The organism is Paraburkholderia sp. GAS82, assembly GCF_050436285.1.
GTDB lineage: Bacteria > Pseudomonadota > Gammaproteobacteria > Burkholderiales > Burkholderiaceae > Paraburkholderia > Paraburkholderia phenazinium_B.
On record NZ_JBNDLX010000008.1, the window covers coordinates 15,294 to 39,194 of the forward strand.

Annotated in this window: 18 protein-coding genes, 1 other RNA gene and 1 pseudogene; 5 read left to right on the forward strand and 15 right to left on the reverse strand. The window is 60.6% G+C overall.

Annotation, left to right across the window (positions count from 1 at the left end; genetic code table 11):
- Positions 1–32: 32 nt before the first annotated feature.
- The 9 genes from rpsA to gyrA all read right to left on the reverse strand — a co-directional run bounded on the left by rpsA (position 33) and on the right by gyrA (position 12,003).
- Entirely contained in the window at positions 33–1,766 is a 1,734-nt protein-coding gene (rpsA, locus tag P3T17_RS24085) for a 30S ribosomal protein S1 (protein WP_020068971.1), read from the reverse strand.
- A gap of 171 nt (positions 1,767–1,937) precedes the next feature.
- Positions 1,938–2,624, reverse strand: coding sequence for a (d)CMP kinase (gene cmk, locus P3T17_RS24090; protein ID WP_429409158.1), 687 nt, complete (start codon positions 2,622–2,624; stop codon positions 1,938–1,940).
- A gap of 34 nt (positions 2,625–2,658) precedes the next feature.
- Entirely contained in the window at positions 2,659–3,963 is a 1,305-nt protein-coding gene (gene aroA, locus P3T17_RS24095) for a 3-phosphoshikimate 1-carboxyvinyltransferase (RefSeq protein WP_429409159.1), read from the reverse strand.
- Positions 3,964–3,981: 18 nt separating this feature from the next.
- Positions 3,982–4,923, reverse strand: a complete 942-nt coding sequence (locus tag P3T17_RS24100; protein WP_429409160.1) for a prephenate dehydrogenase — start codon at positions 4,921–4,923, stop codon at positions 3,982–3,984.
- 80 nt (positions 4,924–5,003) lie between these two features.
- Entirely contained in the window at positions 5,004–6,116 is a 1,113-nt protein-coding gene (gene hisC / locus P3T17_RS24105; RefSeq protein WP_074263721.1) for a histidinol-phosphate transaminase, read from the reverse strand.
- A gap of 64 nt (positions 6,117–6,180) precedes the next feature.
- The gene (gene pheA / locus P3T17_RS24110) at positions 6,181–7,263 is read right to left on the reverse strand and encodes a prephenate dehydratase (protein WP_074263720.1); all 1,083 of its coding nucleotides are present in this window, start codon (positions 7,261–7,263) and stop codon (positions 6,181–6,183) included.
- Positions 7,264–7,321: 58 nt separating this feature from the next.
- A complete protein-coding gene (serC, locus tag P3T17_RS24115) occupies positions 7,322–8,404 on the reverse strand; it encodes a 3-phosphoserine/phosphohydroxythreonine transaminase (RefSeq protein ID WP_074263719.1) in 1,083 nt (360 codons plus the stop codon).
- Positions 8,405–8,640: 236 nt separating this feature from the next.
- On the reverse strand, positions 8,641–9,258 hold the full coding sequence (locus tag P3T17_RS24120) for a DUF2059 domain-containing protein (RefSeq protein ID WP_074263718.1): 618 nt from the start codon (positions 9,256–9,258) through the stop codon (positions 8,641–8,643).
- A gap of 114 nt (positions 9,259–9,372) precedes the next feature.
- Positions 9,373–12,003, reverse strand: coding sequence for a DNA gyrase subunit A (gene gyrA / locus P3T17_RS24125; RefSeq protein WP_429286968.1), 2,631 nt, complete (start codon positions 12,001–12,003; stop codon positions 9,373–9,375).
- Between the two features lie 552 nt (positions 12,004–12,555).
- On the opposite strand from gyrA, the gene ompA reads away from it, so the two are divergent.
- The 4 genes from ompA to ssrA all read left to right on the forward strand — a co-directional run bounded on the left by ompA (position 12,556) and on the right by ssrA (position 15,338).
- Positions 12,556–13,203, forward strand: a complete 648-nt coding sequence (ompA, locus tag P3T17_RS24130) for an outer membrane protein OmpA (RefSeq protein WP_074263716.1) — start codon at positions 12,556–12,558, stop codon at positions 13,201–13,203.
- 223 nt (positions 13,204–13,426) lie between these two features.
- Positions 13,427–14,125, forward strand: a complete 699-nt coding sequence (gene ubiG / locus P3T17_RS24135) for a bifunctional 2-polyprenyl-6-hydroxyphenol methylase/3-demethylubiquinol 3-O-methyltransferase UbiG (protein WP_074263715.1) — start codon at positions 13,427–13,429, stop codon at positions 14,123–14,125.
- 27 nt (positions 14,126–14,152) lie between these two features.
- Entirely contained in the window at positions 14,153–14,866 is a 714-nt protein-coding gene (locus P3T17_RS24140; RefSeq protein WP_429409161.1) for an HAD family hydrolase, read from the forward strand.
- A gap of 102 nt (positions 14,867–14,968) precedes the next feature.
- Positions 14,969–15,338, forward strand: a transfer-messenger RNA (tmRNA) gene (gene ssrA / locus P3T17_RS24145).
- An 82-nt stretch (positions 15,339–15,420) separates the two neighbouring features.
- On the opposite strand, the gene P3T17_RS24150 is transcribed toward ssrA, so the two are convergent.
- From P3T17_RS24150 to P3T17_RS24165, 4 genes are all read right to left on the reverse strand, one after another.
- On the reverse strand, positions 15,421–16,767 hold the full coding sequence (locus P3T17_RS24150) for a TolC family outer membrane protein (RefSeq protein ID WP_429409162.1): 1,347 nt from the start codon (positions 16,765–16,767) through the stop codon (positions 15,421–15,423).
- On the reverse strand, positions 16,760–18,892 hold the full coding sequence (locus P3T17_RS24155) for a peptidase domain-containing ABC transporter (RefSeq protein WP_429409163.1): 2,133 nt from the start codon (positions 18,890–18,892) through the stop codon (positions 16,760–16,762). The genes P3T17_RS24150 and P3T17_RS24155 overlap by 8 nt, the downstream gene beginning before the upstream one ends.
- Position 18,893: 1 nt before the next feature.
- The gene (locus P3T17_RS24160; RefSeq protein ID WP_429409164.1) at positions 18,894–20,087 is read right to left on the reverse strand and encodes an HlyD family secretion protein; all 1,194 of its coding nucleotides are present in this window, start codon (positions 20,085–20,087) and stop codon (positions 18,894–18,896) included.
- 93 nt (positions 20,088–20,180) lie between these two features.
- Complete coding sequence (locus tag P3T17_RS24165; protein ID WP_429409165.1) at positions 20,181–21,137, reverse strand: hypothetical protein; 957 nt, start codon at positions 21,135–21,137, stop codon at positions 20,181–20,183.
- A gap of 615 nt (positions 21,138–21,752) precedes the next feature.
- On the opposite strand from P3T17_RS24165, the pseudogene P3T17_RS24170 reads away from it, so the two are divergent.
- Positions 21,753–22,366: pseudogene (locus P3T17_RS24170) on the forward strand (substrate-binding domain-containing protein); the annotation flags it as partial.
- 28 nt (positions 22,367–22,394) lie between these two features.
- Here P3T17_RS24170 and P3T17_RS24175 read toward each other — a convergent pair.
- Together P3T17_RS24175 and P3T17_RS24180 are read right to left on the reverse strand one after the other, a co-directional pair.
- Positions 22,395–22,658 (reverse strand): hypothetical protein, encoded by a 264-nt coding sequence (locus P3T17_RS24175; RefSeq protein WP_074263708.1) that lies wholly within the window; start codon positions 22,656–22,658, stop codon positions 22,395–22,397.
- Positions 22,659–22,768: 110 nt separating this feature from the next.
- Positions 22,769–23,848, reverse strand: coding sequence for a substrate-binding domain-containing protein (locus P3T17_RS24180; protein ID WP_429409166.1), 1,080 nt, complete (start codon positions 23,846–23,848; stop codon positions 22,769–22,771).
- Between the last annotated feature and the right edge of the window lie 53 nt (positions 23,849–23,901).

A 23,901-nucleotide genomic window follows, 5' to 3' on the forward strand; every position in this document is an offset into this window, starting at 1 on the left:
ACTGCAGCAGACCTCTCAAGAAAACTCAAGGCTTACTGGTTCTGGCCGTCGAGCTTGGCCTTCAACAGCGCGCCGAGGTTCGTCGTGCCGGTTGCAGCCGCGCTCGAATCCGACGAAGCCAGGCCGCGGATCGCTTCCTGTTGCTCAGCCGAGTCCTTGGCCTTGATCGACAGGTTGATACCACGCGACTTGCGATCGATGTTGATGATCATCGCGTTGACCTTGTCGCCTTCCTTCAGCACGTTGCGAGCATCTTCCACGCGGTCCTGGGCGATTTCCGAAGCACGCAGGTAGCCTTCGACTTCCGCCGACAGCTGAACCACTGCACCCTTCGCATCTACCGTCTTGACCACGCCGTCGACGATCGAACCCTTGTCGTTCATTGCAACGAAGTTGCTGAACGGGTCGCCTTCGAGTTGCTTGATACCCAGCGAAATACGTTCCTTCTCGACGTCGATGCCGAGAACGATCGCTTCCACTTCGTCGCCCTTCTTGTACTTGCGAACGGCTTCTTCGCCCGTTTCGCTCCACGACAGGTCCGACAGGTGAACCAGACCGTCGATGCCGCCAGGCAGACCGATGAAGACGCCGAAGTCGGTGATCGACTTGATTGCGCCTTGCAGCTTGTCGCCCTTCTTGAAGTTGCGGCTGAAGTCATCCCACGGATTCGGCTTGCATTGCTTCATGCCGAGGCTGATACGGCGGCGGTCTTCGTCGATTTCCAGAACCATGACTTCGACTTCGTCGCCCAGCTGAACAACCTTCGACGGTGCAACGTTCTTGTTCGTCCAGTCCATTTCCGACACGTGGACGAGGCCTTCGATGCCCGATTCCACTTCGACGAATGCGCCGTAGTCGGTGATGTTGGTGACTTTACCGAACAGGCGCGTGCCCGACGGGTAACGGCGGGAAATGCCTTCCCACGGGTCGTCGCCGAGTTGCTTGATGCCCAGCGAAACGCGGTTCTTTTCCTGATCGAACTTGAGGATCTTCGCGGTGACTTCCTGGCCAACCGACAGCACTTCGCTCGGGTGACGCACACGACGCCATGCGATGTCGGTGATGTGCAGCAGGCCGTCGATACCGCCGAGGTCCACGAATGCGCCGTAGTCCGTGATGTTCTTCACCACGCCTTCCACAATCGCGCCTTCCTTCAGCGTTTCGAGCAGCTTTGCGCGCTCTTCGCCCTGGGTGGCTTCGATCACAGCACGGCGCGACAGCACGACGTTGTTACGCTTGCGGTCGAGCTTGATGACGCGGAATTCCAGCGTCTTGCCTTCGTACGGGGTCGTGTCCTTGACCGGACGCGTATCAACCAGCGAACCCGGCAGGAACGCGCGGATGCCGTTGACCATGACGGTCATGCCGCCCTTGACCTTGCCCGTGATCGTGCCGGTCACGAGTTCGTTGTTGTCGAGGGCCTTTTCCAGCGACAGCCACGAAGCCAGACGCTTCGCCTTGTCGCGCGACAGGATGGTGTCGCCATAGCCGTTTTCCAGCGCGTCGATCGCGACGGAAACGAAGTCGCCCGCCTGCACTTCTACCTCGCCCGCGTCGTTCAGGAACTCTTCGAGCGGGATGTAGGCTTCGGACTTGAGACCAGCGTTGACGACCACGAAGTTGTGGTCAACGCGCACGACTTCGGCGGAGATCACTTCGCCAGCGCGCATGTCTTGCTTGGTCAGCGACTCTTCGAACAGAGCCGCAAAAGATTCGGTATTCGGGGTAGAGGTTTGCAGGTCGGACATAAAAATCGAAATTTGCATGGTTTTCGCGGTGCCCGGCTGACCGGATGGTCAAGCAATGACGGCTAGAGTGCGAATGCCACGCGGGGTTAAGGGGTTAAAACACGCTCCACGCCCATGCGTAGAGCACCTACACGACAACGGACTGCTTCTTGCATCTACTGCTTTACAACGAAATTCCTGACTGCATTTTCAAGCGATGGGCAAAAGCGCCCGATACCACTGCACCACCTGATCGACCGCCTGGTCGACCGACAACGTGGAAGTGTCGAGCAGCTTTGCATCCGCTGCAGGCTTGAGTGGCGCGGCTACGCGCTGACTATCGCGCGCGTCGCGTTCACGCAAATCCCGGAGCAAGTCGTCTATATTAGCAGAAAAACCTTTTTGGATCAATTGCTTATGCCGGCGAGCGGCGCGGGCCTCGGCGCTGGCGGTCAGAAACACTTTGAGCGCAGCATCCTGGAAGATCACAGTGCCCATATCGCGGCCGTCCGCAACCAGCCCCGGCTCCTTGCGAAAAGCCCGCTGACGGGCCACCAGCGCGGCTCTCACGGGCGCGTGGACGGCAATTGCCGAGGCCCGTTTGCCGACTTCTTCGGCGCGAATCTCGCTTGAAACGTCGACGCCGTCGAGTTGCGCGAGCCCCTCGCGGAACGTGATATGGAGGTCGTCGATCAGTTTGGCAAGGGCGTCGGGATCGTCCGCCGCGATGTTGTAGCGCTGGCTGGCCAGCGCGGCGAGCCGGTAAAGAGCGCCGCTATCCAGCAGATGGAAGCCGAGATTGGCGGCGACCAGCGCGGCCACGGTGCCTTTGCCGGAGGCGGTCGGGCCGTCGATCGTAATGACGGGCGTCTGGTGAAAGGGACGGGTCGGTTTCATCGAAAAAGTCGCGCGTCAGGTCGATTCGGGTGAATCAAGGTTGGGCCAACGCCGTGAAGCGCTCGAAATAGTCCGGGACAGTCTTGGCGACGCACTTCGGATCGTTGATACGCACCGGCACGCCGCCGAGGCTCACCAGCGAGAAGCACATCGCCATGCGGTGGTCGTCGTAGGTGTCGATGGCGGCGTTCGGCGTCAGTTGCTCCGGCGGCGTGACGGCGATGTAGTCTTCGCCCTCGACCACCTTGGCGCCGACCTTGCGCAGTTCGGCCGCCATGGCGGCCAACCGGTCGGTTTCCTTGACGCGCCAGCTGGCGATGTTGCGCAACGTGGTCGTGCCGTCGGCGAACAGCGCCGCGACGGCAATCGTCATGGCTGCGTCCGGGATCAGGTTGCAATCCATGTCGATCGGTTCCAGCTTGCCGTGGTCATGACCGACGCCGCGCACCTCGATCCAGTCGTCACCCATCGACACGTTCGCGCCCATGCGGATCAGCGCGTCGGCGAAGCCCACATCGCCCTGGATACTGGCCCGCCCAACACCTTCCACGCGCAGCGGACCGCCGCCGAGCGCGCCCGCCGCGAGAAAATACGAGGCGGACGACGCATCGCCCTCCACCATGATCTTGCCCGGCGACTGATAGCGCTGCCCCGCCGGCACCGTGAACTGATGCCAGCCGTGACGCTCGACCTTGATGCCGAAGCGCTCCATCAGCTTGAGAGTGATCTCGACATAGGGCTTGGAGATCAGTTCGCCGTCCACCTGGATCACCGTCACGCCGCTTTCCGTGCGCAGCAGCGGCAAGGTCATCAGCAGCCCGGTCAGGAACTGGCTCGATACGTCGCCGCGCACGCGGATCGGTGCATCGACGGCGATCTGGCCTTCGCGAATCCGCAGCGGCGGAAAGCCTTCGTTGCCCTCGTAATCGATCCGGGCTCCGATCTGCCGCAGGCCGTCGACGAGGTCGCCGATCGGCCGCTCGTGCATCCGCGGCACGCCGTGGATGCGATAGCTGCCGCCGTTGACCGCCAGCGCCGCCGTCAGCGAGCGCACCGCCGTGCCGGCGTTGCCGAGAAACAGGTCGGCGGTCTTCGCGGTAAACGCGCCGCGCGTGCCCGTCACGACGCACTCGTCGCCTTCGCGCTTGAGCTTGACGCCGAGCTTTTCGAGCGCGTCGAGCATCACCCGCGTGTCGTCGGAATCGAGCAGGTTGGTGATCGTCGTTTCGCCTTCAGCAAGCGCCGAGAGCAACAACACGCGGTTCGAAATGCTCTTCGAACCTGGCAGGCGAATCGTGCCGGACGCACGGGAAAACGGTCCGAGATCGAGGTATTCCATGATTGAGTCCAGTTCCGGTTATTTCGCGGCGTCGGGGGCAGCGGCTAGCGCCGCGCGCTGTTCCTGCCATTCGGTGCGCGCCTCGCGCGAGCGGGCGAATACGGCCTCGAGCGCGGCGCCGTCCGCGGCCTCGACGGCCGCGCGCAACTGCGCAAGCACCGCCGTGTAGCCGTCCAGTTCGTCGAGCAGCGCTATACGGTTCGCTACGCAGATGTCGCGCCACATTTCCGGGCTCGATGCGGCAATCCGCGTGAAATCGCGGAAGCCGCCTGCAGCGAAAGAAAACTTCAGCGCCGCGTCGGGCGAATTGAGAATCTGCTCGACCAGCGCAAACGACAACAGATGCGGCAAGTGGCTCACCGAAGCGAAGACACGGTCGTGCTGCGCCGGCGTCATCGCATGCACCGCTGCGCCGGTCGTGCGCCACATGGCGGCGACGCGCTCCACCGCCTCAGGCGGATTCTCCGGCAACGCGCACAGAACCACGTTGCGGCCGACGTACAGATCAGGCAAAGCGGCGTCCACTCCGCTCGACTCGCGTCCGGCAATCGGATGGCCCGGCACGAACTGGCTAATCCGTTCGCCCAGCGCGGCGCGCGCCGCGGCAACGACATCGGACTTGGTGCTGCCTGCGTCGGTGACGATGGTAGCCGGGTCGAGAAACGGCGCGATCCGTTCGAGCAGCGGCTGGGTCTGTGCCACGGGCGCCGCCAGTAGCACAAAATCCGCGCCGGACAGCGCGGCACGCAGCGCTGCGTCATCCGAAAGCGAGGCCGTAGCGTCGATCACGCCGAGTTCGAGCGCCCGCGCAGTCGATGCGGACGAGCGGCCCACGCCAATCACGGTACGCGAGCCTGCCGCATCGCCGCGCTCGCGTAGCGCGCGCGCAAGCGAGCCGCCGATCAGGCCGACACCAAAAATCACCAGCTTGTTAAAAGAAAACCCAGCCACGTCGATCACACAGAAAAGCGCGCCATAGCGTGAAACGCCGGCGCGCGGGTCAAAATCTGACGCTCGGTTTTAACGCCTTGCGCCACCACTCACGCGGGCGCAAGCGTCTTTTCGAGCGCCTTGAGAAACGCTTCGTTTTCTTCCGGCAGGCCGATCGTGATGCGCAGCCATTGCGGCAAACCGTAGTTGCCAACCGGACGCACGATCACGCCCTGCTTCAGCAGCGCGAGGTTGACGCGGTTGCCGGCGTCGTCGTCATTGCCGACACGCACCAGCACGAAATTGCCCGACGACGGCACATACTCGAGACCGAGCTTGTCGAACCCTTCCGTCAGACGACGATAGCCCTGGGCATTGAGCGCCGCACTCTTTTCGAGGAACGCCGCGTCGTTCAAGGCTGCGATTGCCGCGGCCTGCGCCAGCGTGTTCACGTTGAACGGCTGACGCAGACGGTTAAGCAGATCGGTCAGTTCCGGTTGTGCAATCGCGAAGCCGACGCGCAGACCCGCCAGGCCGTAGGCCTTCGAAAATGTGCGCGACACCAGCAGGTTCGGATAACGACGCACCCAGGCGATCGAGTCGTAGCGCTTTTCCGGCGCCAGATATTCGGTGTACGCCTCGTCGAGCACCACCACGACATTGCGCGGCACCTTGGCGAGGAATGCTTCGAGCGCCGCGCCTTCGATAAAGGTACCGGTCGGGTTGTTCGGATTGGCGACGAAGATCAGACGGGTGTCATCCGTGATCGCGGCCAGCATGGCGTCGAGGTCGTGGCCGTGCTTGACCGCCGGCACGACGATCGCACGCGCACCCAGACCCTGGGTAGCCAGCGCATAGACCGCGAACGAGTACTGCGCGTAGACGATCGACTGCCCCTTTTCGACAAACGCGTGCGCCGCGATTTCGAGGATGTCGTTGCTGCCATTGCCGAGCGTGATCCAGTCAGCCGGAACATCGTAACGGCCGCTCAATGCCGCCTTCAGCTCGAACGCGTTCGCATCCGGATAGCGGCCCAGTTCACTCGCGGCCTGCACCATCGCACGTTGCGCGGATTCCGGCATGCCGAGCGGATTCTCGTTCGACGCGAGCTTCACGATGTTCGCCTCATCGAGACCGAATTCGCGGGCTACTTCCGAAATCGGCTTGCCGGCGATATAAGGCGCAATCGCGCGCACATAGGAAGGACCGAAAGGGGTTGTCATGAGTATCTCCGGATCGACTATTTGACGTATTGAATAAGGTTCGGCGAGAAGTGCGGCCTGGATCTCAACGCGCTTGCGGGTACGAGCCGAGAATCTTCAGGAATTCGGCCATCTCGCCTAGCTCGGCAAGGGCTGCGGCAACCGGAGCATCGTCGCGATGACCTTCGACGTCGATGTAGAAGTAGTACTCCCACGTGCCGACACGCGCCGGCCTCGACTCGAAGCGCGTCATCGAAACGCCGTGACGGGCGAGCGGCTCCAGCAGTTTGAACATCGCCCCTGGCTCATTGGCGACCGAAACGATCAGCGAGGTCCGGTCGCTGCCGCTCACGCCGGTCGGCTCTTTGCCGATCATCACGAAGCGGGTGCGGTTGTGCGGATCGTCTTGAATCAGTGCGTGCACGACCTGCAGGCCATAGCGCGTCGCCGCGCGATCTCCGGCGATAGCCGCAACGCTCGGATCGTCAGCAGCGAGCCGCGCTCCTTCAGCGTTGCTCGACACCGCCTGACGCTCCAGATGCGGCGCATTCGACGCGAGCCAACCCTGGCATTGCGCGAGCGCCTGCGGATGCGCGCACACCCGCGTCACGCCGGTCAGGTCACCGTTTAACGTCAGAAGATTGTGATGGATCGGCAAAGCGAGTTCGCCGCCGATCAGCAATTGCGTTTGCAACAGCAGGTCGAGCGTGCGCGACACCGCGCCTTCGGTCGAATTCTCGATCGGCACGACGCCGAATTCGGCGGCACCTGCCTCGACCGAGCGAAACACTTCGTCAATCGACGGACACGGCACCCCTTCGATCGACTGACCGAAGTACTCGTGCATAGCCTGTTCGCTATAGGTGCCCACCGGCCCGAGATAAGCGGCCTTGATGGTTTTCTCGAGATCGCGGCTCGCCGCCATGATCTCGCGCCAGATGGCGCTGATGTGCTCGCTGGCAAGCGGCCCGTCGCTCATGTCCTGCAGACGCGCGATGACCTGCTGCTCACGCTCCGGCCGGAACACCGGCGCGTTGAAATGCTTCTTGACCTCGCCGACTTCGAGCGCCACCGCCGCCCGCTGGTTGAGCAGGGCGATCAGTTGCGCGTCGAGCGCATCGATGCGCTCGCGCAGCGGTTTGAGTCGTGTATTAAGTTCGTCGTCCATGCGTAAAACGGCTCTGCCGGAAAACTGCGTGAAGGGATGCGCGCGCCTGAGCTTCAGCTCAAGCACTACGCTGTTCGAATTCCTTCATGTACTCGACTAGCGCTTTGACGCCTTCGAGCGGCACCGCGTTGTAAATCGACGCCCGCATGCCGCCGACGGACTTGTGGCCCTTCAGCTGCACTAGCCCGCGCGCTTTCGCGCCGGCCAGGAAATCTTCGTTACGCGTTTCGTCCGCGAGAAAGAACGGCACGTTCATCCGCGAGCGCGAAGCGCGTTCAACCTTGTTCAGATAGAAGGAGCTGGCGTCGATGGTGTCGTAGAGGAGCTTCGACTTCTCGATATTGCGCGCTTCCATGGCGGCGAGGCCGCCCTGCTTTTTCAACCACTTGAACACCAGCCCGGCGACGTAGATCGCATAGGTGGGCGGCGTGTTGTACATGGAATTGTTGGCGGCGACGGTTTTCCACTCGAACGCCGACGGGCAAATGCTCATTGCCCGGTCAAGCATGTCTTCGCGCACGATCACCACGGTGACACCAGCCATGCCGATATTCTTCTGCGCCCCGCCAAACAATACGCCATATTTGGCGATGTCCATGGGACGCGACAGGATATGCGACGACGCGTCGGCGACCAGCGGGATATCGCCCAGGTCGGGAATCTCGAACCGTTCGACGCCGTGAATCGTCTCGTTCGTGCACAGATGGACGTAGGCCGGATCGTCAGACAATTGCCACTCGGCGTACGCCGGAGCACGGGTAAAACCGTCAGCCGTCTCGCCGCTCGCGGCAACATGCACGGTGCCGTACTTCTGCGCTTCCTTCAGCGACTTCTGCGACCACGAGCCCGTCACCACGAAATCCGCGCGCGGCTTCGAGCCGAACAGGTTCATCGGCACGATGGCGTTTTCGCCCAGCCCGCCGCCCTGCAGGAACAGGATACGATGGCTCGCCGGCACGTCCAGCAACTCGCGCAGGTCGGTTAGCGCTTCCTCGTGGATCGACATGAACTCTTTGCCGCGATGGCTCATTTCCATCACGCTCATGCCGCTGCCATGCCAGTCGAGCATCTCGTCGGCTGCGTGACGCAGCACTTCTTCGGGCATGGCCGCAGGTCCGGCCGAGAAATTAAAGACGCGCATCGTGAAATCCCTGAAGCAGGCGCGCGGTGAGCAAACCGTGCAATTTCGCGCCTGAAAAGAAAATGGCCGTCTGCGCGTGTGCGCAAACGGCCATTATCGCATTGACGCCGCTACCCCGCCAAACCCAGCCGCCAAAACCCGGCGCCGTGAGGCGCCTGTGGCAAGCCGCTTACTCGTCGGATAGCGACGCGAGCGCCAGCGGTATCAACCAAACCCGCGAAGCCCGAGCGACCTGCTTACTTGGTAACCGGCGGCTTGACCGAAGCAACTTCCGAATCGGCTTGAGCGCGCGTTGCCTTGATCGATTGCGGCATGTACTTCTGCATCAGACCGTTCACGACGTCGCGGCCAACCTGGTCTTGAACCTGGATGAACTTGCGGCCCGTCGGGCTCTTGTAGAACGCCGTCAGATCTTTGATTTCCGACGTCGTGTAGTACTTCGCGTAAGCGTCGTACTGAGCTTGCATTGCGTCCTGACGGAACGAATCCGTTGCGAAGACCTGCCCTGCCGAGTCAACCAGCTTCGGCACAGCATTCTTCTGCAGCGTCGGAACGGAAGCCTGCTTCTGCTTGTCCGACATCGTCTTGTTTTCGCTCAAAGCGTCCGACAGGATAGCGGGAACCAGTTGCTTCGCTTGCATTTGCGCGCTGTTACCGATTGCGCCGACGAGCTTTTGCGCGTCGATCGCGTCCAGCAGATCCTTGATCGCAGCCTGCTTGGCCGGATCAACCGGAGCTGCAGCAGCGGTGCTGTTGTCTGCCGGAGCCGGCGTTTGACTTTGAAGCGCCTGCGCCATTGCAAAGGTCGGCACGAAAGCAGCCAGCAACATCAACTGTTTGAATCCTATTTGCATCATTACTCCCTAAGAGAAATTAGTCGAACTGCATGCTGCGTGGACTGCGCATCGGCCCGATGCGCCAGTCTGCGTCCCCGCAGCGTTCACCCTGTACATGATTGCCGGTGCGAATCAGGCTGCTCCGCCCTCTTCACCGCCTTCGTCACCGTCAGCGGGACCTTCGGCGTCACCTTCCACATCAGCTTCGGCCTCAGCAACCTGCTGCAAACCGGAAAGCTTCGTTCCTTCATCAAGACTGATGAGTGTAACACCTTGGGTTGCGCGGCCCATTTCACGGATTTCCGACACGCGCGTGCGGATCAGCACGCCCGTATTGGTAATCAGCATGATCTGGGCTTCGGAATCCACCAGCGTCGCCGCCACCACCTTGCCATTGCGTTCCGACGTCTGGATCGCGATCATCCCCTTCGTACCACGCCCGTGGCGGGTGTACTCGGAGATCGGTGTGCGTTTGCCGAAGCCGTTTTCCGTGGCAGTGAGCACTGACTGCTGCTCGTCGCCCGCGACCAGCAGCGCAATCACCTGCTGCCCATCGTCAAGCTGCATGCCGCGAACGCCACGCGCTTCCCGTCCCATCGGCCGCACGTCGTTCTCGTCGAAGCGCACTGCCTTGCCCGAATCCGAGAACAGCATGACGTCATGCTGACCGTCGGTGATAGCGGCGCCGATCAGATAATCACCATCGTCTAGACCGACCGCAATAATACCCTTGCGCAGCGGCCGACTAAAGGCTTCTAGCGGCGTCTTTTTTACCGTTCCTAACGCGGTGGCCATGAACACATATTTGTCGGCCGAGAATTCCTTGACCGGCAGCACCACCGTGATCTTCTCGCCGTCCTGCAGCGGGAACATGTTGACGATCGGCCGGCCGCGCGAGTTCCGCGAGCCCTGCGGCACCTCGTAGACCTTAACCCAGTACACGCGGCCGCGGTTCGAGAAGCACAGGATGTGGTCGTGCGTGTTGGCAATAAAGAGCGTGTCGATCCAGTCGTCTTCCTTCATGGAAGTCGCCTGTTTGCCGCGACCTCCGCGCTTCTGGGCGCGATATTCCGACAACGGCTGCGATTTCACATAACCGGCATGCGACATGGTCACGACCATGTCCTGCGGCGTGATCAGGTCTTCGGTATTCAGCTCGGTGGCGTTCAGCTCGATCTTCGAACGGCGGGCGTCGCCGAATTCGGCCTTGATCGAGGTGAGTTCGTCGACGATGATCGCCGTAATGCGCTCCGGACGCGCCAGGATGTCGAGCAGGTCGGCAATCTGGGCCATCACTTCGCGGTACTCGCCGATGATCTTGTCCTGCTCCAGACCCGTCAGGCGTTGCAGACGCATCTGCAAGATTTCCTGCGCCTGGGTGTCGGACAGACGGTAGAGACCGTCTGCTTGCATGCCGAACGCGGGGTTCAGTCCTTCAGGACGATACGCTTCCCGACCACCAGCCGAAGCGTTTTCCGTCTCGGCGCGCGCCAACATTTCGCGAACCAGCGACGAGTCCCACGGACGGTTCATCAATTCCTGCTTCGCGATCGGCGGAGTCGGCGCCGCCTTGATGATTGCGATGAAATCGTCGATGTTGGCGAGCGCCACAGCCAGGCCTTCCAGCACGTGACCGCGTTCGCGCGCCTTGCGCAGTTCGTATACTGTGCGCCGCGTCAGCACTTCCCGCCGGTGCGACAGGAAGCAACTCAACATTTCCTTCAGGTTCAGCAGCTTCGGCTGGCCGTCGACCAGCGCGACCATGTTCATGCCGAACGTATCCTGAAGCTGGGTCGCCTTATACAGATTGTTGAGGATGACCTCAGGCACTTCGCCGCGCTTCAGCTCGATCACGACCCGCATGCCGCTCTTGTCCGACTCGTCGCGGATGTCCGAGATGCCTTCCAGCTTCTTCTCGTTGACGAGTTCGGCGATCCGCTCCAACAGCGAGCGCTTGTTCACCTGGTACGGCAACTCGTCGACGATGATCGACATACGCTGGCCGCGGTCGATTTCCTCGAAGTGCGTGAGCGCGCGCATCACGACGCGGCCACGACCGGTGTGATAGCCGTCGCGCACGCCGGCGACGCCGTAGATAATGCCGGCCGTCGGGAAGTCGGGCGCCGGGACGATCTCGATCAGTTCGTCGATGCTCGCTTCCGGATTCTTCAGCAGATGCTGACAGGCGTCGACAATCTCGTTCAGATTGTGCGGCGGGATGTTGGTTGCCATCCCCACCGCGATCCCGGACGAGCCATTGATCAGCAGATTGGGGATGCGCGCCGGGAGGATGGCCGGCTCGTTTTCGCTGCCGTCGTAGTTCGGCGTGAAATCGACCGTTTCCTTGTCGATGTCGGCGAGCAGCTCATGGCCGATCTTGGACATGCGGATTTCGGTGTAACGCATCGCCGCGGCGTTGTCGCCGTCGACCGAACCGAAATTGCCCTGACCGTCCACCAGCATATAGCGCAGGGAGAAGTCCTGCGCCATCCGGACAATCGTGTCGTAGACAGCCGTGTCGCCGTGCGGGTGATATTTACCGATCACGTCGCCGACAATACGCGCCGACTTCTTGTAAGCTCGGTTCCAGTCGTTGTTCAGCTCGTGCATCGCGTACAGCACTCGCCGGTGCACCGGCTTCAGGCCATCGCGAACATCGGGAAGCGCACGCCCTACAATCACGCTCATCGCGTAATCGAGATACGAACGGCGCATTTCCTCCTCTAGGGAGATTGGCAGAGTCTCTTTGGCGAATTGATCCATTATCCGTATCTTTTACGTGCGAAGACGATGGCGGGACCATGCCTTCGCGTAGGCGCTGCAGACGCAACGCATCACGCGATTCTAACACGCGAGGCATCCATCCCCGGCTGGGGCACGTATACCTATTAGTGGGGAGTGCGCCAGGGGCGCCAGAGAGGCTCCAAAGAAAAGCCCGGCAGACGCGGGAACAACTCGGGACGCAAATCCGTTAACAAATCAGGGAACTTTCTGGCGCGAAGCAGGAGCAGGTCCGATTTATGCTGGCCCCTATTCAGCTCGCAGCCATGACTGGCGGGGCAGACTGCTCTCCACCAAAGCTCCTGTTGCGGACGCACCACAATCGGACAGGGGTATGGAAAGGGGGCAGATTTTTTTACGTGGGAAGGGAACGATATGGCAAAATGCCAACGCACAAAGAGTTAGACACTGCTCGAAGTCTACACAGCGCGTTTTTTGTTCCGCACCAATGTTATACTTCGAGCAATGTATGACTTGTCATCGTCAACAAGCTCGCAGTAAACCTGCGGTAATCTCAATTTCGAGAGGAGAAATATGAATAAACTTTCAAAGCTCGCGTTCATTGCAGCTACCGCAGTTGTGGCTGCATCCGCAATGGCACAGTCGGTGCCGGCGTCGCGACAAGCTACGAACGACAACTGGGTGAACGGCACGGGCGAGTACGTGTGGATGAACGGCACGAACGAACTCTGCTGGCGCGATGCATTCTGGACGCCGGCAACCGCTAACGCAAAGTGCGATGGCGCGCTGGTTGCTCAGGCACCGACCCCGCCGGCACCGCCGGCACCGGCTCCGGTTATCTCGAGCCAGAAGATTACGTACCAAGCTGACGCTTTGTTCGACTTTGACAAGGCTATCCTGAAGCCGGGCGGCAAGGAAAAGCTGGATGATCTCGCATCGAAGATCGGTGGCCTGAACCTCGAAGTCGTGGTTGCAACGGGTTACACGGACCGTATCGGTTCGGACAAGTACAACGACCGCCTGTCGCTGCGCCGTGCTCAAGCTGTCAAGGCATACCTGGTCAGCAAGGGCATCGAAGCCAACCGTATCTATACGGAAGGCAAGGGCAAGCGCAACCCGGTTACGACCGGCTGCAACCAGAAGAACCGCAAGGCTCTCATCGCCTGCCTCGCACCGGATCGTCGCGTGGAAGTCGAAGTTGTGGGTACTTCGAAGCAGTAAGCTCCAAATTACCGCAGTATCAAAGCCCCGCTTCGGCGGGGCTTTTTTTATGTCCAAGCGCGTCTGAGGCGTTGAATTTGCGCAGGCCACGGCAGATTCGGTCTCAGGTCAGCGTCGAGCGGCCGACCTGCCCGGGCATTTTGCCGCCCTGTGCCTCGGCCTATATACTCAGGCTTTATCCTCGACACCCGCCCACCCGCTCTCATCAAGGCCCGTATCCGCCATGACCAATGCCGATCCCCACGAACTTCAGAAATTCAGCGATCTCGCACATCGCTGGTGGGACCCGAACGCCGAATTCAAACCGCTGCACGAATTGAATCCGGTCCGGCTGAGCTGGATCAACACCCATGTAAGCCTTGCCGGCAAGCGGGTGCTCGATATCGGTTGCGGCGGCGGCATTCTGTCGGAATCGATGGCTGGATTGGGTGCCCACGTAAAGGGAATCGACCTCGCGAGTCAGGCGCTCGGGGTCGCAGATCTTCACAGCCTTGAAAGCGGTGTAACCGTCGATTACGAAGAAATCGCCGCCGAGGCCCTGGCGGCCCGCGAGCCCGGCACCTACGACGTCGTGACCTGCATGGAAATGCTCGAGCACGTACCCGAACCAGCGGCCATCGTCGCTGCCTGCAAGACGCTCGTGAAACCGGGCGGCTGGGTGTTCTTCTCGACGCTCAACCGGAACGTGAAGTCCTACCTGTTTGCGGTGATCGGCGCGGAATACATTGCGCGGATGCTACCCAAGGGCACTCACGACTACGCGCGCTTCATCCGTCCGTCGGAACTGGCGGGCTTTGTCCGCGCCGCGGACCTGCACACCGCGGACATCAAAGGCATCGTATATAACCCGCTCAGCAAGCATTTCGCGCTGTCGGACGACACGAGCATCAACTATATGCTCGCCTGCCGCCGCGACGCCTGACGCGCAACGACTCCAACGAACGCATCCATGAGCGACGCCACTCCTCTGCCGCAACGCGAAGACGAAGACGCCTCCATCGGCCTTTGCCAGGCGGTCCTGTTCGACCTCGACGGCACACTCGCCGACACAGCGCCCGATCTGGCCGCCGCCGTCAACAAGATGCGCCACGAACGCGGCCTCGAGATGGTGCCGCTCGACGACCTGCGCCCGCTGGCGTCGGCCGGTGCGCGCGGGCTGATTGGCGGCGCTTTTGGCATAGGGCCGGAGCATCCCGATTACGCGGCAATGCGCGACGAATTTCTCGCCAACTATGAGGCTGACCTTTGCATCGAAACGACACTCTTCCAGGGCATCGACGCCGTGCTCGACGAACTGGATGCACGCGGCGTGCGCTGGGGCATCGTGACGAATAAGGTTGCGCGCCTGACGGAGCCGCTGGTGGCGTTGCTGGGACTCGATCTGCGTGCGGGATGCGTGGTGAGCGGCGATACGACGCCGCACTCGAAACCGCATCCAGCGCCGTTGCTGCACGCGGCGCGCGAACTGGATCTCGCGCCGGAGCGGATCGTCTACGTGGGCGACGACTTGCGTGACGTCCAGGCGGGCTTCGCAGCAGGTATGGTGACCGTGGCGGCTGCATACGGCTACTGCGGTAACGACATTCCTCCGACCCAATGGCATGCCCAACACGTGGTCCGGTCGACGGCAGAACTGCAAAAACTGCTGCGAGAGATCAGCTGACCAAGGCGCCGGAACATTGTCCGATCCAAAGACAGTCGGGACAGGGCTGTCATTCTATTGTAAAATCTACTTTGGCCCAGCAATTTTGGGGCAACAAACCGCGGGGGCGACCTGGTTTCGACAGGGGTTGCGAAGCGGCTAGGGCATACCGAGGACCCGTCACCTCGTTAATCAATGGGAAAAACGTAACTGCAAACGACGATACGTTCGCACTGGCAGCCTAAGGGCCGCCGTCCTCTGCCTAGTTCACTGACGGGCTAGAGTCGCAAGACCGGTAGCAATACCGACAGAGGTCATATACGTCAGTTAAGCCTTGGCGGTGTCACGACGTCCGGGTCGAAAATCTAGTGAATCGCCGTAGTGCAGCGTGTTCGTCCGCGTCGCTGCGGTTAAATCAAATGACAGAACTAAGTATGTAGAACTGGTCGTAGAGTGCTTCTGGACGCGGGTTCGATTCCCGCCGCCTCCACCAGAACACCTGTATCAAGCATCAAGCCGTACGAATAACCCGCGAACAGCCTTGGCTTTCGCGGGTTTTTTCGTTTTGCGCACAATCAACGTACGCTCGGCGAAGCTTGCGGCACGTCAGCCGGCAATAAGAGCGAGTTCACCTGCGCCACTTCGTCTGTTGTCAGCGAAGCGGTAACGCCCTTCAACTGCAACAGCGCCAGCAGGATGTCGTAGCGCGCATGAATCAGATCGCGGCGGGTCGCATAGAAAACGTCAACGGTCCGCAGCACATCGGAACTCGTCCGGCTCCCAACCCTATAACCCATTTGCGTAGCAGCAACAGCGGCGCGAGACGTCTGCAAGAGCCGCGACAGCGATTCGATCCGAGCCGCGCCCGCGAGAAATCGCGCGCAGTTCTCGCGGGCGGTCCCGCCCGCCTGACGGGTCGCCGACAGCAGTTCGTTTTGTGCCTTATCCTCAAGCGCTGCCGATTCATCGAGCTTCGCTTCCGTCTCGCCGCCTTCGAAGATCGGAATGGAGATCGAGAGCATCGCTGTGGAAGTCGTGGTTGGTCCGCTGTAGCCGGCCGCGGCCCCGGCTGGAGAATGCGTAGCAGTGAGATTAACCGTCGGATAATAGGCGGCACGCGCCTTCTCTACATCGAGTTCGGCAATCCGACGATCAATCTGCTTGAGTTGCACTGCGTAATCGTGCGCTTCCGCTTGCGCGGCCCATGCTTCGCCGTTGTCCGGCTCCAGACGCGGCAATCTTGCTTCGTCCGACAGTCGCGATAGTGCCGAAAACGGTTGGCCAGTGAGTTGCTCAATCGCGATACGCTTTAACAGCAAATCGTTACGCGCATCCGCCAGTTGCAGTTGTGCCTGCTCCGTCCCGGCCTCTGCCTCCTGCAAGTCGATCACCGTCGCCTCCCCCGCTGACTGCCTGCGCTGCAACTGATGCATATGTGCGTCGAGCGCCGCGTTATAGTCAACCGCTCTGGCAACTTCGTCTTCTGCTGCCAGTTCGTCGAAATACGCGCGCGCGGCTCGCAAAATCAGCACTTGCTGCGCACGCGCAACTTCGACTACGCCGCGCGCTTCGACAAAACTGGCCTGCCGGTAAGTGGTCCAACGGCTCCAGTCGAAGATTGGCTGCGTCAAGCTGACGGTCCACCCGTTCTGCCAGTAAGCGGTGCGAGGCAAGCCGTCGATTGCCGTGCTGTTATAGGCACGCCCCCAGCCGCCGCCCACCTGCGGCAGCAAACCGGCCCGCGCCTTGGGCACCGCCTGCTGCGCGGCTCTTGAAGCCGCACGCATCGCGGCAAGGTCCGCGTCATGGTCGCTAGCCTGTTCGACGACCGACAACAGGTCGACCGCGCAAGCGGGGTTAACATGCCCCAACAGTGCTGCCATGGCGGCAATCGACGCCGCCAACAACGTCCGCCTATTCATGGTCTACCACGTGATCGTTCAGCACGCCTCGGTACGTCTCCGGCTGGCGCACTTCGCGCAGCAGTTCGCCATCGACCAGCCGGTAGCACGTGTCGAAGGCCGCTGCCAACGACATGTCATGGGTGATAACGACCACGGTCCGGTTGAGCCGCTGCAAAAGCGCGACAACCCGCTGTACAGACGCCGGGTCGAGATTTGAGGTCGGTTCGTCAAGCAGTAACAGTTCGCGCTGTTGATATAGCGCGCGTGCCAACAAGAGACGTTGCCGCTGACCGGCAGAGATATTTGCAATAGTGTCGCTGACGATGGTGCGCGTGCGCATCGGCAATCGCATGACGTCGGCGAGTAGCCCAACTTCGTCGAGCAGCGCGTGAATGCGCGCCTCATCCGCGCTGCCAGCGAAGAGTGAAATATTGTCTGCAATCGAACCGTGCAGGATGAGGTCGCCTTGACGCATGTGCACCGCATGCCGGCGAATCTCGTCGACGGTAAGATTTGGCCACGCAATGCCATTCAGCGTGATCTCGCCCTCCTGAATCGGCTCAGCGGCGGCAAGCAACTTGAACAGCGTGGACTTGCCGCTGCCCGACGGCCCGGTAATGACGATCTTGTCGCCCTTGCGAATCGTGATGTTCGCGCGCATCAGCACCGGCTGATCCGATATGCCATAGCGGAACGTGACGTCTCGCACGTCGATCTGCTGGAAGGTCTGAACCTCTACCGTTTTAAGAGTATCGCTCGCGGGCGTATAGCGCTCCGGTTCGCAGTCGACGATATCGCCAACCCGCGACACTGGCACGCTGAGCATGAAATATTCAAACGCCGCATTGATCGAGCGTGCAAATCGCTCCGAGAGCAACGACTTGTAAATCAGGAAAGAATAAAAAACGCCTACCGATATAACACCACCCAGCATGAGCCGTGCGGCAAACCACGTAATGGCCAGCGTTTCCACATAGCTGACGAGCTTCAGGATCGCGTCGCGTACGCTGGAGAGCCGGCTGCTGTGGACCGTTGCTGCAATAAACGCGCGGTACTTTGCCATGAACATGGCCGTGCGTCGCACTTCGCCTTGCGATAGCTTGATGAGCGAGGCGGCCCGTATGGTCTCAAAGATCGTGTCATCGCAGCGCGCCGTTTCTTCGAGCACGAGCGCATGCGTGTCGCGCATGCGGGAAAAGAGCAAGAGGGAAATCGCGGCGTAAAGCAGGAAAAGCCCGACGGCGATCGCGGTCAGCAGCCGGCTTTGTATCAGCATCAATGCAAGCGCGAGCATGCCAACGGCGATATCGATGCCCAGCGAGATGAATGTTCGCGTACAGAAAGCGCTGATTTCGTCCTGTGCCTTGATGCGCGCGAAAAGATCCCCAACGTGCCGCTTTTCAAAGTAAGAAAGCGGATTACGCAAAAGATGCGCCATCAGACCTTCGGCCATGTTCATCTGCACAAGTCCGTGCGCCAGTTCAACCAGGTAACCCTGGGTGTACTGACTCAAGGCGCCCACCATAAAAATCACGCTGAACGTGACGATGAGCACATTCAGCAGATTCAGGTTATCCGCGGCGACGACGTTGTCGAGCACGAGGTTGCCCAGATAGGGCATGGCGAGGATCGCGCTCTGACTGCCGAGCGCGATGAACATCACCTTGAGGATCTGCGCCCGCAATTGCGGGTTCAGCAAGCGCACCCGCTCGAGCGCTGCCGGAACGCGCGACCGTTCGCGCAGCCGCGGCAGGGCCGGCGTCGGCGAGCATTCCAGCATGTAGCCGGAAACGTTGTTGACGAAGGTTTGCATCGACACGCGACGCCGGCCGCTCGCCGGATCGATCACCTGCACATAACCACGTCCCAGCTTTTCGAAGACGACAAAGTGGGCCCCGCCAAAGTGAAGGATTGACCCCCGCTTGATCTCTTTCAGGTGGGAGGCGTCGAACTGGTACGGCTGCACCGCCAGACCGAACTCGGTCGCCACATCGTATAGGTCCATCAACGTCAGCCCGTTGGCGGAGATGGGCCTATGCGCTTGCAACTCACGAACTTCGGTTGCGCGACCAAAATGCGATAACACCATCGCGAGACAGGCGTAGCCGCATTCGGCCACTTCGTTTTGATAGATTGCGCGCACCTTAGCCTCGCAGAATGCGGAAAAGCGGCTCGAGTACCCACTCCGCGATCGTCCGACGTTCGACGACGATGCTTGCTGTGCCAGTCATGCCCGGAAGGATGTCGAAACGTTGCCGGCCGAATTCGAACTGGTTGCCGGCGAGGGTGGCCCACGCCATGTAGTCGCCGTCCGGCGCACTCGCTTCGGATGCACCGGTCGGCGACATGGTTGAATGCACCGTCGTGCGGGAGATTGAATCGATGCGGGCCTCGTAACTGCCGAAGCGGGCATACGGAAATGCATCGAGCTTGAGCCGGACTATCTGGCCCTCGCGTACGAAGCCGCGCCGCCGTGATGGAATACGTAGCGCGGCACGCAGGCCGCCGCCTTTGCGTGTCGTGATCACGAGCGCGACGTCCGACGGAGTCAGCGTACGACCGGGCACGAGATCGGAATACGTGACGACACCCGCTTCCGGCGCAGAAATCGTAGTGTTCTGGCGGTTCTCCTCGAAGCGAATGCGGATGTCCTGAATGTCGCGAGCCTGCCGCGCGTCCAGTTCGTTCAACTGCGCCTCGAGTTCTGTTTGCGTGGTCTTCGCGGTGGCCCGCTCCGCAAGCAACTGCTGACGCCGGGCGGCGCCCTGTGCAACCACCACGCGTGCCTGATGCGTGTCTGCCCGCGCCTGCTCTATCCGGTCTGCGGTGACGTAGTCCGATACCGATTCGAGTCGCGTCAGCTTGCGGCCGGACTCTTCCACCAGTTCCCGGTTCTGCGCGATCTGCTCGTCGATTGCACCCAGTTCGGCGCTACGGCTTTGCTCCGTTAGCCTTGCATTGTCGAGTTGCACCGTGAGTGCAGCCCTGCGTTGGCTATATTGCGCTTCAACTGCATGAGTCTGCTCGTCGCGCATGGCGGCATCGAATAGCGGGCGCCGCTGACCGTCGCTCGCCAGTGTGAGATCGCGCTCGAGCCGGAATAACGGCGTACCCGGAACCACATGATCGTTGTTGTGCACATAAACGTCCGCAACGAGCCCACTCATTCCCTGAACCTTGACGTCAGAAGGCGAGACGATTTCGGCGCGCGCGTCCTGCTTGAGTTCCACTTCGTACACAAAGGAGAAAGCAATCGCCGCAATGAGAATCGCCGACGTTATATAGCCAATCCAGCGGGACGAAATGTCCCTGAATTGCGGTAGATTGATAGGTTCCATAAACTGTTCTTGTCGACCCGAGCCAACTCTACGTGTCTCGATGTCATCCGCATGCCGTGCGCCGCAGAATGTGCGCACAGCCGAAGATGCGTGTTACTTGCTCGCCGCGAACCCATACATTGACGGGTGCCCCACCACGAGCGAATGCTCGCAGTTATCTGTCAACGCTTTTTCGATGTATCCGGCCAACTGTTGCGGCGCGTCCGGATGAGTCAACGATACCGGCGGCAGTAGTTCGCCCCTGAAGCGTCCACGTTCAAACCGAAGATAGAACGGGAGCAATAACGCTTCGAATTGCGTGCCGAGACGAAACACACCGTTGTGAATCCGGGCAGCGTGTCCGAACATCGATACGCCGACAGTCTCCATCGGAAAGCGATGAAGCGCATATGGCGGCACATCGGCAAACAACACTGCCACACCGCTGCGCTTGAGCGCCCGCGCGAGGCGTAAGCCGAGCCCGTTCCGATTGTCTTCGCCGTACGTGTAGAGCACCTGGACGCCAGGTATCTGCGCGTGGTCTTCGCCGTAGATGTTGCGCGGCACGCCCGACACCACGGCGATCGACGCTAACCCGAGAAGCTCCCGCATTTCGTCGATCACGTAAATGTTGGCGTACTGCGATACGTAATGAAACGGGGACACGAAGATCGGCTTCCCTGGGCTGGCAGCCTGTAATCGCCGGATCTGGTTCGCCAGTTCGTTTGCGACAGCCTGGAGGTCCGGCCACGCTTCGGTGCCTCGCAGAAGCCTGCCGAAGTAAATCCGTTGGTCGATCAGCCGCTCGCGCTCGCCTGTCGTGGCGACGCTACCCGTATCAAGGGGCGCGCTGCCGGCAATGCCACGGGCAAACTCACAACGCTCTGCACCGCGCCAGCGAGCACCCGAATCAAAGAGTGCCTGGACACGCCAGGCCGTTGCAGTCACAGGCGCAATAGCAACCAGGGGGAGTTGGGCAATCAACGCACCCTTCACCCGAAAGAACTGGCGCGAGGCGAAATTTCCCAGCAACGCCGACCATCTTGAAAGTCTTGCGAAATCGATGTTCATGCGAAAGGCGGGAGAGCGCCCGATCAGGACGACCTCCCGCCACACCATCAATTACACGCCGCGGCCATTGCTAACCGGGGCTGCCGGCTTCGACGACGAGGACTGGCAGCAGCACTTGCAGCAACCACCAGCAACAGCGGACTTGGCGAGCGCGGAACGATCGATTTTTTGCATGGAAAACCTCTGTAAATAAAGTTATTAAAATTGCCCAAGACGATTACTACTCATTTTTTGAGCGAGGCGAATCCTAGCATAAAATTTCGGGGGTATTGATCGATACAAATACATTTTAACAAACTGGCATCAATATTAGCCAGTCGTGCCTTTTCTTAAAAAAGGCTTTCTATGAAATTAGATACACTTATAAAAATCAATTACTTACAAATTAATCGATTGAGACGCACGCAGAAAGCCCGGGCAACCCCATCAAAGTATTTGACGTTGGTTTCAGAATTTTCCATCTCCAAAAATGGAAAATTCAACGACCTCCAAATAAATAATCCTATAAAGTGGACTGCATTTCTGACAATTGCCGGGAAAAAGCCCGCTATTAGAAATGCATTCCTGGCGAAGTCAAACACAGACACCAGATCCGTTTCCCCGCTGGTTGCTACGTTGGCTTACGGCCCATCCATGGCAAATGCGCCCGAAGCGATCCCCAACCGCCTCGCTCGCAAGGAGCCAGCGGATGTCATCATCATGGTGGCTTACGCGCTCGACAAGCTGATCGCCGAGGGCAAAGTGATGCCCGGTTCGCGGGTCGAACTGGCCGATTCGCGCATCGGCATGGTAGTTCGCGCCGGAGAACCCAAGCCGGATATCGGCAGCGTGGAAGCGTTCAAAGAGACCTTGCTGGATGCAAAGTCAGTGGCGTATTCGGATAGCGCGAGCGGCGTCTATATCGGGAATGAGCTCTTCGAGAAGATGGGCATCGAGGCCCAGATGAAACCGAAGGCCACGATGATCCCCAAGATCCCGGTAGGCTCGGTCGTCGCCAAGGGCGACTATCAACTCGGCTTTCAGCAGGTGAGCGAGTTACTGCCGGGCCCGGTACCGAGTTCGTCGGCAAGATTCCGGAGTCGCTGCAGTCGGTCACGCGTTACGCAGCCGGTATCCCGGTGGGTGCAACCCATCCACGCGAAGCCAGACAGTTTCTCGATTTTCTCGCCTCGCCCGAGGCTGCGCCCGACGTCGCCAGCACCGGCCTCGATCCGCCCGCCGCACACTAGAGCGTCGAGGCCACGACAGCCTAAGCTATCAGTCGTCCGGGCACTGCAGATTGCAGCCGTCCGGATCACCCAGGTCGCCCTTTTTACGCATCTCCGATTTCTTGTCAGACTGAAATTTCTTGGTCGGCGCCGAAGCGGCAAACGGCATCTGCGGATGCTCCTGCAGATGGAATTCATCGCTCAGAATGCCACCCGGCACGCCCGGCGAATTCTGTGCAAAAGAGATCGAGACAGTGGCAAACAGCGCGCCGACCGTAGCCGCCACAGCACAAACTTTGAGTAGAACGTTCATATCGATCCAGCGCGGCGGGCCGCGCAGTTGAGGCTAAACCGTAAGGCCCAAGAGTATCGCATACGCCACGGCCGCGCAGCGGTGCCCCGGTTTCACCTTGTTACTGCCGCTTACGCTGGAACCGGACCGAGTCCGTCATCGAGATTCAGCAGCGCACCACAGTCCTGCGGATCGTATCCTTCCAGCCGGGCCACACCGCTTTTGAAGGCAGCGCTGCGCAGCATTTCAATCACGGTCGCAAGCGGCGCACGTTCCAGTTGCGCCCGGTTGCACGCGAAGTAATAGTCCTCGTCGACGATCGGCACGAACTCCAGCCCGAAGTGATGGGCCGCCGGCTCGACGCCGAAGCCCACATCGGCCATACCGCTGGCCACAAAGGCGGCGATCGCGGAATGCGTCAGCTCGGTCGATGCATAGCCGTTGACCCGATCGGGGTCCACGCCCACGCGACGTAACGCCAGATCGAGCAGCATACGTGTGCCGGAGCCCGGCTGCCGGTTCACGAAGCGGATGTCGTCACGCGCAAGATCGCGTAATCCGCTGATCCGTTTCGGGTTGCCCTTCGACAGAAACAGCCCCTGTTTCCGCTGTGTCAGATGAACCAGCACATGGCGCTCGGGATCAAGCCAGCGCCGGTAGGTATTCGCGCACACCGCACGGAATTCGCCGCGAGGAAGGTGAAAGCCAGCCAGATCGCACTCGCCTCGCGCCAGCGCGGTGACTGCGTCGGCACTGTCGCGATACTTGATTTCGACGGGCACTTCGTCCGCAACAAGCGCAGTGACAAGCGCCGCCACCGCGTAGCCGTGCGAAGCATGTATCCGCACATCGTCGGCGGGGGGTGCGAGCCAACGGTTCAGATCGCTCGCCACCTCGCTTGCCAGCGCGCGCATATTGCCGTCGAGCCGTTCGCTACAGAGACGCTGCGCCCGCAACACGGCCTGGCCGAGTTCCGATAGCACCGAGCCACGCCCGCGCTCCTTGGCGATCAGCGGACCGCCCAGGCGTTCTTCGATACTGCGCAGCAAACCCCAGGCGTGACGGTAGGACAAACCCTTAAGCGTCGCAGCCTGGGCAATGCTGCCTGCTTCGTCGACGAGCGCCAATAGCTGCACGACATCCGTCAGGCTGGCTTCGCGGCCGTCCGGGTCGCGGACGACCAGCTGTGCATGACATTCAATCCTGATCATATATGTCGTTCTGCTTCCTATTGCGAAAGGCCCTTCACCCGCCTATCGTTCGA

Excerpts from the sequence above, each read along its gene's own strand:
- rpsA (WP_020068971.1), bottom strand. The coding sequence starts at position 1,766 with ATGCAAATTTCGATTTTTATGTCCGACCTGCAAACCTCTACCCCGAAT.
- cmk (WP_429409158.1), bottom strand. The coding sequence starts at position 2,624 with ATGAAACCGACCCGTCCCTTTCACCAGACGCCCGTCATTACGATCGAC.
- aroA (WP_429409159.1), bottom strand. The coding sequence starts at position 3,963 with ATGGAATACCTCGATCTCGGACCGTTTTCCCGTGCGTCCGGCACGATT.
- hisC (WP_074263721.1), bottom strand. The coding sequence starts at position 6,116 with ATGACAACCCCTTTCGGTCCTTCCTATGTGCGCGCGATTGCGCCTTAT.
- pheA (WP_074263720.1), bottom strand. The coding sequence starts at position 7,263 with ATGGACGACGAACTTAATACACGACTCAAACCGCTGCGCGAGCGCATC.
- serC (WP_074263719.1), bottom strand. The coding sequence starts at position 8,404 with ATGCGCGTCTTTAATTTCTCGGCCGGACCTGCGGCCATGCCCGAAGAA.
- P3T17_RS24120 (WP_074263718.1), bottom strand. The coding sequence starts at position 9,258 with ATGCAAATAGGATTCAAACAGTTGATGTTGCTGGCTGCTTTCGTGCCG.
- gyrA (WP_429286968.1), bottom strand. The coding sequence starts at position 12,003 with ATGGATCAATTCGCCAAAGAGACTCTGCCAATCTCCCTAGAGGAGGAA.
- ompA (WP_074263716.1), top strand. The coding sequence starts at position 12,556 with ATGAATAAACTTTCAAAGCTCGCGTTCATTGCAGCTACCGCAGTTGTG.
- ubiG (WP_074263715.1), top strand. The coding sequence starts at position 13,427 with ATGACCAATGCCGATCCCCACGAACTTCAGAAATTCAGCGATCTCGCA.
- P3T17_RS24140 (WP_429409161.1), top strand. The coding sequence starts at position 14,153 with ATGAGCGACGCCACTCCTCTGCCGCAACGCGAAGACGAAGACGCCTCC.
- P3T17_RS24150 (WP_429409162.1), bottom strand. The coding sequence starts at position 16,767 with ATGAATAGGCGGACGTTGTTGGCGGCGTCGATTGCCGCCATGGCAGCA.
- P3T17_RS24160 (WP_429409164.1), bottom strand. The coding sequence starts at position 20,087 with ATGGAACCTATCAATCTACCGCAATTCAGGGACATTTCGTCCCGCTGG.
- P3T17_RS24165 (WP_429409165.1), bottom strand. The coding sequence starts at position 21,137 with ATGAACATCGATTTCGCAAGACTTTCAAGATGGTCGGCGTTGCTGGGA.
- P3T17_RS24175 (WP_074263708.1), bottom strand. The coding sequence starts at position 22,658 with ATGAACGTTCTACTCAAAGTTTGTGCTGTGGCGGCTACGGTCGGCGCG.
- P3T17_RS24180 (WP_429409166.1), bottom strand. The coding sequence starts at position 23,848 with ATGATCAGGATTGAATGTCATGCACAGCTGGTCGTCCGCGACCCGGAC.